The organism is Rhodococcus sp. IEGM 1305 (assembly GCF_030058635.1).
In the GTDB taxonomy this organism is placed as follows: Bacteria; Actinomycetota; Actinomycetes; order Mycobacteriales; family Mycobacteriaceae; genus Rhodococcus_F; species Rhodococcus_F opacus_D.
Window position 1 is genome coordinate 1 of record NZ_JASHKX010000054.1, and the last position, 14,322, is coordinate 14,322.

At 68.5% G+C, this 14,322-nt stretch carries 14 protein-coding genes; all 14 read left to right on the forward strand.

Features of this window, described 5'->3' with window-relative positions:
* Positions 1 to 100: 100 nt before the first annotated feature.
* Positions 101 to 1,057 (forward strand): tetratricopeptide repeat protein, encoded by a 957-nt coding sequence (locus QM693_RS35265; protein ID WP_280784911.1) that lies wholly within the window; start codon positions 101 to 103, stop codon positions 1,055 to 1,057.
* The gene (locus tag QM693_RS35270; RefSeq protein WP_283335183.1) at positions 1,054 to 2,049 is read left to right on the forward strand and encodes an HAD-IIA family hydrolase; all 996 of its coding nucleotides are present in this window, start codon (positions 1,054 to 1,056) and stop codon (positions 2,047 to 2,049) included. Before QM693_RS35265 ends, QM693_RS35270 begins: the two co-directional genes overlap by 4 nt.
* Before the next feature lie 77 nt (positions 2,050 to 2,126).
* A complete protein-coding gene (locus QM693_RS35275) occupies positions 2,127 to 2,354 on the forward strand; it encodes a hypothetical protein (RefSeq protein WP_280784909.1) in 228 nt (75 codons plus the stop codon).
* Position 2,355: 1 nt separating this feature from the next.
* Positions 2,356 to 3,186, forward strand: a complete 831-nt coding sequence (locus QM693_RS35280) for a TlyA family RNA methyltransferase (RefSeq protein WP_283354624.1) — start codon at positions 2,356 to 2,358, stop codon at positions 3,184 to 3,186.
* Entirely contained in the window at positions 3,183 to 4,145 is a 963-nt protein-coding gene (locus tag QM693_RS35285) for an NAD kinase (protein WP_009473603.1), read from the forward strand. The genes QM693_RS35280 and QM693_RS35285 overlap by 4 nt, the downstream gene beginning before the upstream one ends.
* Before the next feature lie 2 nt (positions 4,146 to 4,147).
* Complete coding sequence (gene recN, locus QM693_RS35290; RefSeq protein ID WP_283335180.1) at positions 4,148 to 5,920, forward strand: DNA repair protein RecN; 1,773 nt, start codon at positions 4,148 to 4,150, stop codon at positions 5,918 to 5,920.
* A gap of 106 nt (positions 5,921 to 6,026) precedes the next feature.
* The gene (steA, locus tag QM693_RS35295) at positions 6,027 to 7,211 is read left to right on the forward strand and encodes a putative cytokinetic ring protein SteA (RefSeq protein ID WP_283335179.1); all 1,185 of its coding nucleotides are present in this window, start codon (positions 6,027 to 6,029) and stop codon (positions 7,209 to 7,211) included.
* Positions 7,208 to 8,158, forward strand: a complete 951-nt coding sequence (locus tag QM693_RS35300) for a copper transporter (RefSeq protein ID WP_280784906.1) — start codon at positions 7,208 to 7,210, stop codon at positions 8,156 to 8,158. Before steA ends, QM693_RS35300 begins: the two co-directional genes overlap by 4 nt.
* A gap of 141 nt (positions 8,159 to 8,299) precedes the next feature.
* A complete protein-coding gene (gene pyrG / locus QM693_RS35305) occupies positions 8,300 to 10,075 on the forward strand; it encodes a CTP synthase (RefSeq protein WP_283335178.1) in 1,776 nt (591 codons plus the stop codon).
* Between the two features lie 13 nt (positions 10,076 to 10,088).
* Positions 10,089 to 10,757, forward strand: coding sequence for an NUDIX domain-containing protein (locus QM693_RS35310; protein ID WP_283354625.1), 669 nt, complete (start codon positions 10,089 to 10,091; stop codon positions 10,755 to 10,757).
* 1 nt (position 10,758) lies between these two features.
* On the forward strand, positions 10,759 to 11,685 hold the full coding sequence (gene xerD, locus QM693_RS35315) for a site-specific tyrosine recombinase XerD (RefSeq protein WP_283354626.1): 927 nt from the start codon (positions 10,759 to 10,761) through the stop codon (positions 11,683 to 11,685).
* Positions 11,686 to 11,743: 58 nt separating this feature from the next.
* Complete coding sequence (locus tag QM693_RS35320) at positions 11,744 to 12,748, forward strand: ParA family protein (protein ID WP_016880789.1); 1,005 nt, start codon at positions 11,744 to 11,746, stop codon at positions 12,746 to 12,748.
* Entirely contained in the window at positions 12,749 to 13,624 is an 876-nt protein-coding gene (locus QM693_RS35325) for a segregation and condensation protein A (protein WP_280784903.1), read from the forward strand.
* Complete coding sequence (gene scpB / locus QM693_RS35330) at positions 13,621 to 14,313, forward strand: SMC-Scp complex subunit ScpB (RefSeq protein WP_283354627.1); 693 nt, start codon at positions 13,621 to 13,623, stop codon at positions 14,311 to 14,313. The genes QM693_RS35325 and scpB overlap by 4 nt, the downstream gene beginning before the upstream one ends.
* Positions 14,314 to 14,322: the final 9 nt, after the last annotated feature.

The window sequence follows — 14,322 nt, forward strand, 5'->3', positions numbered from 1 at the left end:
TGCACCCGACAGGGTGTGGGAGAGTAGGACACCGCCGAACATCCGTTACCGAAAGGGGACCCAATATACTGGGTCCCCTTTCGTGGTTTGTGTGAAAGGAATGACTGTGTCGGAGAGTGACGACGGACGTCGATCCTTCCGCGGAGGCGGTGCCTCCAACAGCAATCGGGGCGGTGCCTCCAACAGCAATCGGGGCGGTGCGTCCGGCGGCGCCGGCGGTTCGGGTCGGGGTGGCTCGACCGGTGGTCCCCGTCGCGATTCGCGCGACAATCGTGGCGGCGCCGGTGGCGACCGTCGCGGTGGTGGACCCCGTCGTGGCGGCGAGGGCGGCTTCGCGCCTCGCGGACGTGAAGGTGACCGTCCGCAGCGGCAGCAGGCGCGTCCGGACGAACCGGATCTGCCCGAGAACGTCGAGGCCGGCGAGCTCGATCCCGCTGTACGCCGCGACCTGCTGAGCCTGGACAAGACAAACGCGAACACGGTTGCGCGTCACCTGGTGATGGCAGGCAAGCTCGTCGACGACGATCCGCGACTTGCGCTCGCGCATGCTCGCGCCGCGCGCCAGCGTGCGGGCCGCATTGCCATCGTGCGTGAGGCCGCGGGTATCACCGCGTACCACGCCGGCGAATGGGCCGAGGCGCTGTCGGAGTTGCGCGCCGCTCGTCGCATGGCCGGCGGTCCCGGACTGCTCGCGGTCATGGCGGACTGCGAACGCGGACTGGGCCGCCCGGAGCGTGCGATCGAACTCGGTCGGAGCGAGGAAGCTGCTGCGCTGTCCGGTGACGAGGCAGCCGAGCTGCGCATGGTGGTCGCCGGGGCGCGCATGGACCTCGGTCAGTTCGACCAGGCCGTGGTCACGCTGCAGACCCCCGATCTCGACGCCTCGCGGACCGGACCCGGTGCCGCTCGCCTGTTCTACGCGTATGCGGACGCCTTGGTGGCTGCCGGCCGCATCGAGGACGGACTCAAGTGGTTCCTCAATTCCGCCGCCGCGGATCTCGAGGGTGACACCGACGCGGAGGAGCGTGTGGCCGAGCTGACCGGAGACGATCAGTGACGGCTCTGCGCGACGGCTACGACGCCCTGCTGCTCGACCTCGACGGCACCCTGTACCAGGGGTCGCAGGAAATCCCCGGCGCGCGAGAGGCTTTGGCGGCCGCGGAGCAGTCCTGCTACTACGTGACCAACAACGCCAGTCGCAGCCCGGGCGAGGTCGCGGAACACCTGACCGAACTCGGGTTCGACGCCGACGAGTCGACGGTGGTGACGAGTTCCCAGTCCGCGGCCAGGCTGCTCGCGGAGAACGTCGCCCCCGATTCGCCGGTCCTGATCGTGGGCACCGAAGCGCTCGCCGACGAAGTCCGGAACGTCGGACTGCGCCCGGTGCGGTCGTTCGAGGACGCGCCCGCGGCTGTCGTCCAAGGACATTCGCCGACGACGGACTGGGCGATACTCGCCGAGGCGACCCTCGCGATCCGGGCCGGAGCGGTCTGGGTGGCGGCGAACCTGGACTCGACCCTCCCCACCGAACGCGGACTCGTCCTCGGCAACGGATCGATGGTCGCGGCGCTACGCACGGCGACGTCCCGCGAACCTCTCGTGGCGGGTAAACCGGCCGCGCCGCTGATGGAAGACGCGATGCTCCGCAGCGGGTGCTCGCGCCCGCTCGTCGTGGGCGACAGGCTGGACACCGACATCGAAGGCGCCAACAATGTCGGTCTCGACTCGCTGCTGGTGCTCACCGGAGTGAGCACCGCGGTCGACGTGCTGCGTGCCGCCCCGGAGCAACGGCCCACCTATCTGGCGTCCGAACTGGACGCGCTCAACCGCCCCGCCGAGGAATCCCTCATCGGCGAGGACAGCCGGTGGTCCGTCGAGTTCGACGGCACCGACCTGGTGATCGAACCGACCGCCGATTCCGCCGCGCCGGTGGATTCGGCCGCTCTGCTGCGGGCCGTGGCCGTTGCTGCCTGGAAGTTCCCCGACTTCGCGCGAATCACGTCGACGACGCCCGCGGTGAGTGCGGTCGCCTCCGGCTGGGGTGCCTGAAACCCGGCAGACCCGCGTTGTCCGTCACGCGATTCGCTGTATGCGTATCGGAACGCGATGGACTAGCGTTGTGCCCGATGAGCACGCCAATACCGCGCCCGGGAGCCCATCTACCTGGGCCTCCTCAGAGTGTCGACCCCGAGACGATCCACTCGGAGGTCGATGGATTGTTGTCGCGGCTCGGAGCCGTCGAACCGGATCCTGACGACGAGCACGGCGTCGGAGTCATCCCACGCAAAGCCCATCTTCTCGAGAAGGCGCACGACGTGCTGGTGGAGGCGCTGGCCACCGTGGACAAGATCTGACGTGGCCCGTCGAGCACGGGTGGATGCCGAACTCGTTCGGCGGGGACTGGCCCGGTCCCGCGAACACGCGCAAGAACTCATCGCCTCCGGCCGAGTACTGATCTCGGGAGCGGCAGCGACCAAACCCGCCACCGCAATCGAAGCGGGAACTCCGCTGCGGGTGGTCGAGGTCGACAACGAAGTGTCCTGGGCATCGCGCGGAGCCCACAAACTCCTCGGTGCGCTCGAGGCGTTCGGCCCCCGCGGACTCGAGGTCGAGGCCAAGCGCTGCCTCGACGCAGGCGCGTCCACCGGCGGCTTCACCGACGTGCTGCTTCACCACGGCGCGCGGGAGGTCGTGGCGGTGGACGTCGGCTACGGCCAGCTGGTGTGGCGGCTGCAGTCCGACGACCGCGTCCACGTCATCGACCGGACCAACGTGCGATCCATCGACGTCGAGCAGATCGGTGGCCCGGTCGATCTGGTGGTCGCGGACCTCTCGTTCATCTCCCTGAAGCTCGTCCTCCCGGCGTTCGTCGCCTGCGTAACCGACGGCGCAGATCTGATTCCGATGGTGAAGCCGCAGTTCGAGGTCGGCAAGGACCACGTGGGCTCCGGTGGTGTGGTGCGTGACCCGGAGTTGCGCGTCGCCGCGGTACTGGATGTCGCGAAGACGGCAGCGTCGCTGGGACTGCGTACCGTCGGTGCAGTGGCCAGTCCGCTGCCGGGACCGTCGGGGAACGTCGAGTACTTCCTGTGGCTCCGCGCGGATGTCACACCCGGGGCGGATGATGTACCGGTCGAGTCGATAGAAGAGTTGATCCGCACCGCGGTGCAGGAGGGACCACAGTGAGCGGGGGAAGCAGCGGCACCCAGCAACGCGAGCGGGAAATCCTGCTCGTTGCGCACCCGGGCCGCGCCGAGATCACGGAGACCGCGCGACGCGTCGGCAAGATCTTCGAGCGGGCCGGGATCGGACTGCGCGTCCTCGTCGACGAGGTCGACAGCACCCGAATCGAACCGATGGACGGCATGGCGGCCGACGAATTCCTGGTCCCCGGGCTGGAAGTCACCATCGTCCAGGCCGGCCCCGACGCCGCCCTCGGTTGCGAGATGGTGCTCGTGCTCGGCGGAGACGGAACGTTCCTGCGGGCAGCGGAACTCGCCCAGGCCGCGTCCATTCCGGTTCTGGGCATCAACCTGGGCCGCATCGGGTTCCTCGCGGAAACGGAGGCCGAGCACCTCGACGAGGCGCTCGCCCAGGTGGTGCGTCGTGAGTACCGCATCGAACACCGCATGACGCTGGACGTGCTGGTCCGGGTGGACGACGAAATCATCGAACGCGGCTGGGCACTCAACGAGGCGAGCATCGAGAACCGGTCCCGGCTCGGTGTCCTCGAGGTGGTGCTCGAGGTGGACGGCCGCCCCGTGTCGGCCTTCGGCTGCGACGGCGTCCTCATCTCCACCCCGACCGGGTCGACGGCATACGCGTTCTCGGCAGGTGGCCCCGTGGTGTGGCCGGAGCTGGAGGCCCTGCTCGTGGTCCCGAGCAACGCGCACGCGCTGTTCGCGCGCCCACTCGTGACGAGCCCGAACTCGCTGATCGCGGTGGAGACGGTGGCCGGCAGCCACGACGGTCTGGTGTTCTGCGACGGTCGCCGGACCCTCGAGCTACCCGCGGGCGCCCGCGTCGAAGTGGTGCGTGGCAAGGAACCCGTTCGGTGGATACGACTGGATTCGGCGCCGTTCGCAGACCGGATGGTGCGAAAGTTCGAGCTGCCCGTCACCGGGTGGCGAGGAAGGAAGCCCTAAACGTGCTGGCAGAGATCAGGATCGACAACCTCGGTGTGATCTCCGAGGCGTCGGCGCAATTCCACGAAGGTTTGACGGTGCTCACCGGTGAGACCGGTGCGGGCAAGACGATGGTGGTGACGAGCCTGCACCTGCTCAGCGGTGCGCGGGCAGACGCGGGCCGGGTGCGTCTCGGCGCGCCCCGTGCCGTGGTCGAGGGCCGGTTCATGACGGACGAGGGCTCGGAGCACGTCGAACGGGCCGTGACCCGGCTCCTCGAATCGACCGGCGCCGAGCGAGACGAGGACGGCACCATCATTGCGGTGCGGACCGTCGGCAGCGACGGACGGTCCCGCGCCCACCTGGGCGGGCGCAGCGTTCCGGCGGGTGTGCTGTCCGAGTTCACCGACCCACTGCTCACCGTCCACGGGCAGAACGATCAGCTGCGGCTGCTCCGGCCCGACCAGCAGTGCGCCGCCCTGGACAGGTTCGCGGACAAGACGGTCGGCCCGCTGCTGGCGCGGTACCGCAAGCACCGCGACGAATGGGTGACCGCGCGAACCGAACTGATCGAACGCACCGGGCGCACCCGGGAACTCGCGCAGGAAGCCGACCAACTGACGTTCGCCCTCAACGAGATCGACGGCGTCGCGCCCACCCCGGGTGAGGACGAGTCGATCGTGTCGGAGGTGCGCAGGCTCAGTGAACTCGACTCGCTGCGCTCTGCGGCCGAGGAAGCGCACGCCGCGCTCGCCGGCGGCGACGACATGGACGGCGACGGCGTCGGCGCACCCGCGTTGGATCTGTTGTCCGAGGCGCGGGCCCGGATCGAATCGACCACCGACCCCGAACTGGACGGGCTCGGACCGCGCCTCGCCGACGCGATCGCGGTGATCACGGACGTCTCCGCCGACCTGACCACGTATCTCGCCGGGCTTCCCGCGGATCCGGGGGCACTGGACTCCTTGCTGTCGCGGCAGGCGGAACTGAAGAACCTCACCCGCAAGTACGCTGCCGACGTCGACGGCGTACTGGAATGGGCAGACAACGCCCGTGCGAGGCTCGAGAAGATCGACGTGTCCTCCGATGCATTGGCGGCGCTGACGAAGCAGGTCGAGGAGTCGGCGGCGTCCACCGCGGAGGCCGCGTCGAAGCTGACCGCCGCCCGCGTCAAGGCGGCGGTCAAGCTCGCCAAGGCCGTCAGTTCCGAACTCGCTGGTCTGGCGATGGGCCGGGCCGCTCTCGAGGTGTCCGTCCGGCCCCGGATCGCCGGACCTCAGGACACGGCACCGCTCACCGTCGACGGGACGGAACTGCACGCGGGTTCGTCCGGCGTCGACGAAGTGGAATTCCGGCTGTCGGCGCACAGCGGCGCACAGTCGCTGCCCATCAGCAAGAGCGCGTCCGGCGGTGAACTCTCGCGCGTGATGCTGGCACTCGAGGTGGTGCTCGCCGGTTCCGACTCGGGCGCGACGATGGTGTTCGACGAGGTCGACGCCGGCGTCGGCGGTCGGGCCGCAGTCGAGATCGGCCGGCGACTGGCCCGGCTCGCCCGGACACACCAGGTCATCGTCGTGACGCACCTGCCGCAGGTCGCGGCGTTCGCGGACACCCACCTGGTGGTCGACAAGGTCGACGACGCGGACGGCGTCGTCAGCAGTGGTGTGCACACGCTCACCGACGACGAACGGGTTGTCGAACTGGCGCGCATGCTCGCCGGACTCGACGACACCGAGACCGGTCGCGCCCACGCGGAGGAGCTCTTGGCCACCGCCAACGCCGAGCGTTCCGCCTGACCGGTCCTGCGGACCGCCCGCACCCGTGGTAATGGTGTGACTGATGTGGTAAACGGTTCGGCGCGCCTCCACAGGTCGGTCCGGCTTCCGGTCCATCATCGAACTCATGAAGATGCCGGCACTGCTGTCACGTAACACCGAAACTTTGCCTGGGGTCAGCGGCATCGCCAGGGTGGATCGCAACACGGCCAAGTTGCTGCGACGCGTCGGACCCGGTGACATCGTCGTTCTCGACGAGCTCGACCTCGATCGCGGGACCGCGGACGCCCTGGTGAAGGCCGGCGTTCTCGCAGTGATCAACGCGTCGCCCTCCATCTCGGGGCGCTATCCCAACCTCGGACCGGAGGTGATCGTCGCCAACGGGATCCTCCTGGTGGATTCGGCAGGCACCGAGATCTTCAAGAGCATCAAGGACGGCAGCAAGGTCCGGGTGAACGGGGGAGGTGTCTACTCCGGGGAACGGCGCATCGCGAAGGGCGACGAACAGACCGAGGCGGAGATCTCCGACCGGATGATCGAGGCGAAGACCGGTCTGGTCGACCACCTCGAGGCGTTCTCCGGCAACACCATCGAGTTCATCCGCACCGAAAGTCCGCTGCTGATCGACGGAGTCGGCGTCCCCGACGTCGACGTCGACATGAAGGAACGGCACGTCGTGATCGTGTCCGACGGCCCGGACCACGCGTCCGACCTGAAGAACCTCAAGCCGTTCATCAAGGAGTACTCGCCGATCCTCATCGGCGTCGGGGCAGGCGCCGACGTCCTGAAGTCGGCGGGCTATCGCCCCGACCTCATCGTCGGCGACCCCGAGGACATCACCAGCGCGACGCTCAAGTCGGGCGCCGAGGTGGTGCTCCCCGCCGACCAGGACGGTCACGCCCCCGGTCTGTCACGGATCCAGGACCTCGGCATCGGAGCGATGACGTTCCCCGCCTCCGGGTCCCCGTCCGACCTGGCGCTGCTGCTGGCCGATCATCACGGCGCGTCGCTGATCGTCACGGTCGGGAGCACCGTCTCCCTCGACGAATTCTTCGACCGCGGCCGCCGCGACAGCAACCCGTCCGCGTTCATGACCCGGCTGAAGGTCGGGCCGAAACTGGTGGACGCGAAGGCCGTGGCGACCCTGTACCGGAGCCGCGTGTCGGGCGGCGCGATCGCGCTGCTCGTACTGGCCGCACTGGTTGCGGTGATCGTGGCCCTGGTGGTGTCGAACATCGGTGGTGAGGCACTGGACTGGGCCGTCGCGACATGGAACAGCTTCGCGTTGTGGGTCCAGGGGTTCTTCAAGTGATTTCTCTGCGTCACCATGCCATTTCCATTGCGGCGATCTTCCTGGCTCTGGCAATAGGCGTGGTGATGGGTTCCGGCCTGTTGTCGAGCGGTCTCGTCTCGGGGCTGCGCGACGACAAGGCCGACCTGCAGACCGACGTGGAGAAGGCGAACGAACGCAACAACCAGCTGACCGAGCAGCTGAACTCGGCGGACGGCTTCGATTCCGCCGTGGGCGGCCGCGTGGTGGCCGACACTCTGGCGCAACGCACCGTGATGGTCGTGACGACCCCGGATGCCGACCCCGCCGACCTCGACGGGGTCAACCGCATGATCGCTCAGGCAGGTGGGTCGGTGACCGGCCGGGTGTCGTTGACCGATTCGTTCGTGGACGCGACGGGCGGTGACCGGCTCCGGACGGTCGTCAACAATGTGATCCCTGCGGGTGTCACGTTGAAGACCGGGGCCGTCGACCAGGGCAGCCTCGCAGGCGACCTGCTCGGTTCGGTCCTCATGCTGGGTAAGGAGACGGGCCAGCCGCAGAGTTCCGCACAGGAGATGGCGCTCGCTCTCGAGACCCTCCGCGGTGCGGGATTTGTCAGCTACGACGACGGTGCGGTCCAACCGGCACAGGTCGCGGTGGTGCTGACCGGCGACCGCGACGTGGAGGACGGTGTCAGCGGCAACCGCGGCGCGGTGGTGGCCCGGTTCGCGGGCGCGCTGGATTCGCGCGGTGCCGGGGCGGTTCTCGCCGGGCGTCCGGCGTCGGCGCAGGGCAACGGTGCGGTCGCCGTCGCGCGGGCCGACGCGGCCCTCTCCGCGGCGCTCACGACGATCGACAACATCGACCGGGAAGCGGGCAAGATCACCGTTCCGCTCGCGCTGCAGGAGCAACTGAACGGCGGCGCCGGCCGGTACGGCACCGGGCCCGGCACGACCGGAGTCACCGTCGGGGCCACCCCGGCGTAGCGCGCGTCACATCGGGGCGGGCAATCGCGGCGCGTTGTTTCCGGGACGTACGACAAGGTGTTACCGTGAAGTCCCGTGGGTCGGCAGGCCCCAGCATTGCTCGAACAGACCAAGCCCTGCACAGTCGTCACGGGAGCCCCTTTGCCACAGTCACGCACTCATTCGCGTACCGCTACCAAGCACATCTTCGTGAGCGGCGGCGTCGCCTCCTCACTCGGCAAGGGCCTCACAGCCTCGAGCCTCGGGCAATTGCTCACCGCGCGGGGAATGCGCGTGACCATGCAGAAACTGGATCCGTATCTCAACGTCGATCCGGGCACGATGAACCCGTTCCAGCACGGTGAGGTCTTCGTCACCGAAGACGGCGCCGAGACCGACCTCGACGTCGGCCACTACGAGCGCTTCCTCGACCGCGACCTGTCCGGTCAGGCGAATGTCACCACCGGCCAGGTGTATTCGACGGTCATCGCCAAGGAGCGGCGCGGTGAATACCTCGGCGACACCGTCCAGGTCATCCCGCACATCACGGACGAGATCAAGAGCCGGATCCTCGCCATGAGCGGACCGGACCTCCAGGGACACCAGCCCGACGTCGTCATCACCGAGATCGGTGGCACCGTCGGTGACATCGAGTCGCAGCCGTTCCTCGAGGCCGCCCGTCAGGTGCGCCACGACGTCGGTCGCGACAACGTCTTCTTCCTCCACGTCTCCCTGGTTCCGTACCTGGCGCCGTCGGGTGAGCTCAAGACGAAGCCCACCCAGCACTCGGTCGCGGCCCTGCGGAACATCGGTATCCAGCCCGACGCGCTGATCCTGCGCTGCGACCGCGAGGTACCCCCCGCGCTGAAGAACAAGATCGCGCTCATGTGCGACGTCGACGTCGACGGCTGCATCTCGACCCCCGACGCGCCCTCGATCTACGACATCCCGAAGGTGCTGCACAGCGAGGGCCTCGACGCCTACGTGGTGCGTCAGCTGGGTCTGCCGTTCCGCGACGTGGACTGGACCGTGTGGGGCAACCTGCTCGAGCGCGTCCACCAGCCGCGCGAGACCGTGCGGATCGCCCTGGTCGGAAAATACGTCGACCTGCCGGACGCCTACCTGTCCGTCACCGAGGCGCTGCGCGCCGGCGGCTTCGCGAACCGCTCGAAGGTGGAAATTTCCTGGGTGCCGTCCGACGCGTGTGAGACGGAGGCGGGCGCGCAGGCCGCCCTCGGCGACGTCGACGGCGTGCTGATTCCCGGCGGCTTCGGAATCCGCGGTATCGAGGGCAAGCTCGGCGCGATCCGGTACGCCCGTCACCGGAAGATCCCGCTGCTCGGACTGTGCCTCGGCCTGCAGTGCGTCGTGATCGAGGCTGCGCGCAGCGTGGGCCTCGACGACGCCAACTCCGCCGAGTTCGAGCCCGAGACCACGCACCCCGTGATCTCCACGATGGCCGACCAGGAAGACGTCATCGCCGGCGAGGCGGATCTCGGCGGCACGATGCGCCTCGGCGCGTACCCCGCCGTCCTCACGAAGGGGTCCGTGGTAGCCCGCGCGTACGGCAGCGAAGAGGTGTCGGAACGTCACCGTCACCGCTACGAGGTCAACAACGCGTACCGCGACCGGATCGCGAAGAGCGGACTCCGGTTCAGCGGAACCTCGCCCGACGGTCACCTCGTCGAGTTCGTCGAGTACCCGGCCGACCAGCACCCGTTCTTCGTCGCGACGCAGGCGCACCCCGAGCTGAAGAGCCGTCCGACGCGTCCGCACCCGCTGTTCGCGGCGTTCGTCGACGCGGCGCTGAGGCACAAGCTCGAAGAGCGGCTTCCCGTCGACGTGCACGGTGAGGAGCGGGCCGCCGTCGCTACCGATGACGAACTCGCCGACTCCGCCGACCGCGACGAGGTCGCGTCCGTCGACAGCGCGGGATAGGGCGAGACCGACCATGACCGACACCGGCCGGCACGAATTCGAGACCCTCGACTCGCGCGCCGTCTACAGCGGCGCGATCCTCGCCCTGCGCGTGGATCACGTCGCGATGCCGGACGGCCGGGCCGCCGAACGCGAGGTCGTCGAGCACCACGGCGCCGTCGCCGTCGTGGTGCTCGACGACGAGGACCGGGTGGTCCTGATCCACCAGTACCGGCACCCGGTGGGGCGCCGGTTGTGGGAGATCCCGGCGGGCTTGCTGGACGAGCCGGGGGAGGACCCGGTCGACGCGGCCGGGCGCGAGCTGGCGGAGGAGACCGGACTCGGGGCCCGTCGCTGGTCCGTTCTCGTGGATGTCGTTCTCTCACCCGGGTTCACGGACGAGTCGGTGCGCGTGTTCCTCGCCGAGGACCTGTACGAGGTGGACCGGCCCGACCCGGAGGACGAGGAAGCCGACCTCGAGATCGAGCGGATTCCGCTCGACGAGGTCGTGTCGATGGTGCTGAACGGGACCATCGTCAACGCCACGGCCGTGGCCGGAGTGATGGCACTCGCCGCTGCCCGGTCCCGCCCGGGCGGTGTCGGCGAACTCCGCGACGTGACCGTGCCCTGGGTCGATCGCCCCGACAGGTTCAGCGAGAGGAAACGCTCGCGCGCCGGCGGGGACGAGGCCGCGCGGGCATGACATGGTGATTGCGCGGCAGGTGGATTCGTACCTCGATCACCTGGCCGTCGAGCGCGGAGCCGCCCGCAACACCCTCGGCTCGTATCGCCGCGACCTCGAGCGGTACACGCAGTTCCTCGCCGACCGGGAGGTCACCGACATCGGCCGGATCCGCGAACAGGATGTCAGCGACTTCGTGATCGCGCTGCGCACCGGCGATCCGAATCGTGAACTGCCGCCGCTGGCCGCGAGCTCGGCGGCCCGCGCCCTGATCGCGGTGCGCGGATTCCACCGGTTCGCCGCGGCCGAGGGGATGACCGCAGTGGACGTCGCCCGGGACGTGCGGCCACCGTCGCCGGCGAAACGGCTCCCCAAATCGCTGCCGGTCAACGAGGTGCTGGCGCTGCTGGAGGCGGTCGGCGGCAGCGGACCCGCCGACGGTCCGCGGGCGGTCCGCGACCGCGCGCTCCTCGAACTGCTGTATTCGACGGGCGCCCGCATCTCCGAAGCCGTGGGCCTGGACGTCGACGACGTCGACACCGAGACCCGGTCGGTGCTGCTGCGGGGCAAGGGCGGCAAGCAGCGGGTGGTGCCGGTGGGCCGGCCCGCCGTCGAATCCCTCGACGCCTACCTGATCCGGGGCCGGCCGGCGCTGGCATCACGCGGAACACCCGCGCTGTTCCTCAATGTCCGCGGCGGACGCCTGTCCCGCCAGAGCGCATGGAAGGTGCTGCAGACCGCGGCGGACGCGGCGGGCATCTCGTCGGCGGTGTCACCGCACACGCTCCGTCACTCGTTCGCGACGCATCTGCTCGACGGCGGCGCCGACGTCCGCGTCGTCCAGGAGCTGCTGGGGCATGCCTCGGTGACGACCACCCAGATATATACGCTGGTGACAGTGGGTGCGCTGCGCGAGGTGTGGGCCGGAGCGCACCCCCGGGCGAGGTGACGGAAAGCGTGTCGAGGGGAAATTTCACGGTACGAGGCGGTAGCGTTCGTATAACGATGTGGGATCGGCAGCGATCATCGAGAGAACAGGGGATCATCGGACCGTGGTGACACCGCAGCCGCCAGCGGCGGAGTCAGAGCACTCGCAACAGGAGGGCGACATGTTCGACGTGCGGCAATCCGAACCCGCAGCCTTGTTCGAGGACGCTGCCGTGGTCGTGGAGGAGGAGCTCGGGCCCACGGGACGGCCGACACGTGCGGTGCCGGAACCCGCCCCGCTGCCCTCGCACGGCCCGGCCAAGATCATCGCGATGTGCAACCAGAAGGGTGGCGTCGGCAAGACGACGTCGACGATCAACCTGGGAGCGTCGCTCGCCGAATTCGGCCGACGTGTCCTGCTCGTCGACCTCGATCCCCAGGGGGCGCTGTCCGCGGGGCTCGGCGTCGCGCATCACGACCTCGAACTGACCGTCCACAACCTGCTCGTCGAACCCCGCGTCGCGATCGACGACGTCCTGATGCGGACACGCGTCGAGGGCCTCGACCTCCTGCCGAGCAACATCGACCTGTCGGCGGCGGAGATTCAGCTCGTCACCGAGGTCGGGCGGGAACAGACGCTCGGACGGGTGCTGCATCCGGTGCTCGACCGGTACGACTACGTCCTGATCGACTGCCAGCCGTCCCTCGGTCTGCTCACCGTCAACGCGTTGGCCTGCGCGGACTCGGTGATCATTCCGATGGAGTGCGAGTACTTCAGCCTGCGCGGCCTGGCGCTGCTCAACGACACGGTCGAGAAGGTCCACGACCGGCTCAACCCGCGGCTCGAACTCGCCGGCATCGTCGTGACGATGTTCGACTCGCGGACCCTGCACGCGCGTGAAGTGATGGCCCGTGTGGTGGAGGTGTTCGGGGACCTCGTGTACGACACCGTGATCAACCGCACCGTGCGCTTCCCCGAGACCTCGGTCGCCGGGGAACCGATCACCACCTGGGCGCCGAAATCGACCGGCGCCGAGGCGTACCGTGCTCTTGCACGCGAGGTCATTCACCGGTCCGGCCGGTAAGTGGTGAATACGCAAGACATTTCGGCTCCACCGCAGACCGAGGACCCGCAGGCCCAGGTAACGCAGGCCGAGGATCAGCAGGCGCCCGCGGTCAAGCCCGGCTTCCGGGTGACGCTGCGGAATTTCGAGGGACCGTTCGACCTGCTCCTGACCCTGATCAACCAGCGACAGCTGGATGTGACGGAGGTCGCGCTGCACCAGGTGACGGACGACTTCATCGCCTACACCCGCTCGCTGGGCACGGAGATGGGTCTCGATCAGACCACGGAATTCCTGGTGGTCGCGGCGACGCTGCTCGACCTGAAGGCGGCGCGTCTACTCCCGGCGGGCCAGGTGGAGGACGCCGAGGACCTCGCGCTCCTCGAGGCGCGCGACCTGCTGTTCGCCCGGCTGCTGCAGTACCGCGCGTACAAGCAGGTGGCGCAACTCTTCGGTGAGCTCGAGGCGGCCGCGTTGCGCCGGTACCCGCGTTCGGCGGCACTGGAGGACCAGTTCACGAAATTGCTGCCGGAAGTGTTGCTCGGGGTCGACCCGCAGCGGTTCGCGGAGATCGCCGCGACCGTGTTCACACCCCGCCCGAAGCCCACCGTGGGACTCGACCATCTGCACGACATGCACGCGGTGTCGGTGCCCGAACAGGCGGCGCGGATGCTGGAACTGCTCCGCGAACGGGGAGCCGGGGAGTGGGCGACGTTCGGCGACCTGGTCGCGGAGTGCGAGGTGACCACCCTGATCGTGGCAAGATTCCTCGCGCTGCTCGAGCTGTATCGCGAGCAGTCGGTGTTGTTCGAACAGCCCGAGCCACTCGGGGAATTGCTGGTGAGCTGGACCGGAGAAGGCGCACACGCCCCGGTGACCGAGGAGGATTACGGATGAGTTCGGCCCCGTTCGACGAGTCGGACGACTTGGGCGCCCTCGACGCAGAACTCGAGCTGTCGGACACCGAACTCGAAGCTGTTCTCGAGTCGCTGCTGCTGATCGTCGACTCTCCCGCCGGAGCCGAACAGCTCGCCTCCGCGACCGGCGCTTCTGTGAATCGCATCACGGACGTGCTGAACCGCATGTCCGCCGAGCTCACCGCCCGTGGCAGTGGGATGGACCTCCGATATGCCGGTGACGGTTGGCGTCTCTATACGCGCACCGCGTACGCGCCCTACGTGGAACGACTCCTACTCGACGGTGCGCGGTCCAAACTGACGAGGGCGGCGTTGGAAACTCTGGCCGTGGTGGCATACCGTCAACCGTTGACCCGCGCACGGATCAGTGCGGTGCGCGGCGTCAACGTGGATGGTGTGGTGCGCACACTTCTCGCTCGCGGATTGATCGCCGAAGCCGGCGTCGATCCCGATACCAACGCCACGCAGTATTCGACGACGGAGCTCTTCCTGGAACGGCTCGGCTTGGCGTCTCTCGCCGATCTTCCCGCCTTGGCTCCGCTGTTGCCGGACGTGGATCTGATAGATGACATCAGTGACAGTCTGGAATCTGATCCACGATTTGCGAGAATGAATAAAGCTACGGCTTCCACAGCAGAGTTGGACACCGGGCTGGACACCGAAGACTGACAGGGATAG

Bases quoted from the DNA above. Each gene is read 5' to 3' on its own strand.
- xerD (WP_283354626.1), top strand. From the start codon at position 10,759: ATGGTGATTGCGCGGCAGGTGGATTCGTACCTCGATCACCTGGCCGTC.
- QM693_RS35265 (WP_280784911.1), top strand. From the start codon at position 101: ATGACTGTGTCGGAGAGTGACGACGGACGTCGATCCTTCCGCGGAGGC.
- scpB (WP_283354627.1), top strand. From the start codon at position 13,621: ATGAGTTCGGCCCCGTTCGACGAGTCGGACGACTTGGGCGCCCTCGAC.
- QM693_RS35275 (WP_280784909.1), top strand. From the start codon at position 2,127: ATGAGCACGCCAATACCGCGCCCGGGAGCCCATCTACCTGGGCCTCCT.
- steA (WP_283335179.1), top strand. From the start codon at position 6,027: ATGAAGATGCCGGCACTGCTGTCACGTAACACCGAAACTTTGCCTGGG.
- QM693_RS35310 (WP_283354625.1), top strand. From the start codon at position 10,089: ATGACCGACACCGGCCGGCACGAATTCGAGACCCTCGACTCGCGCGCC.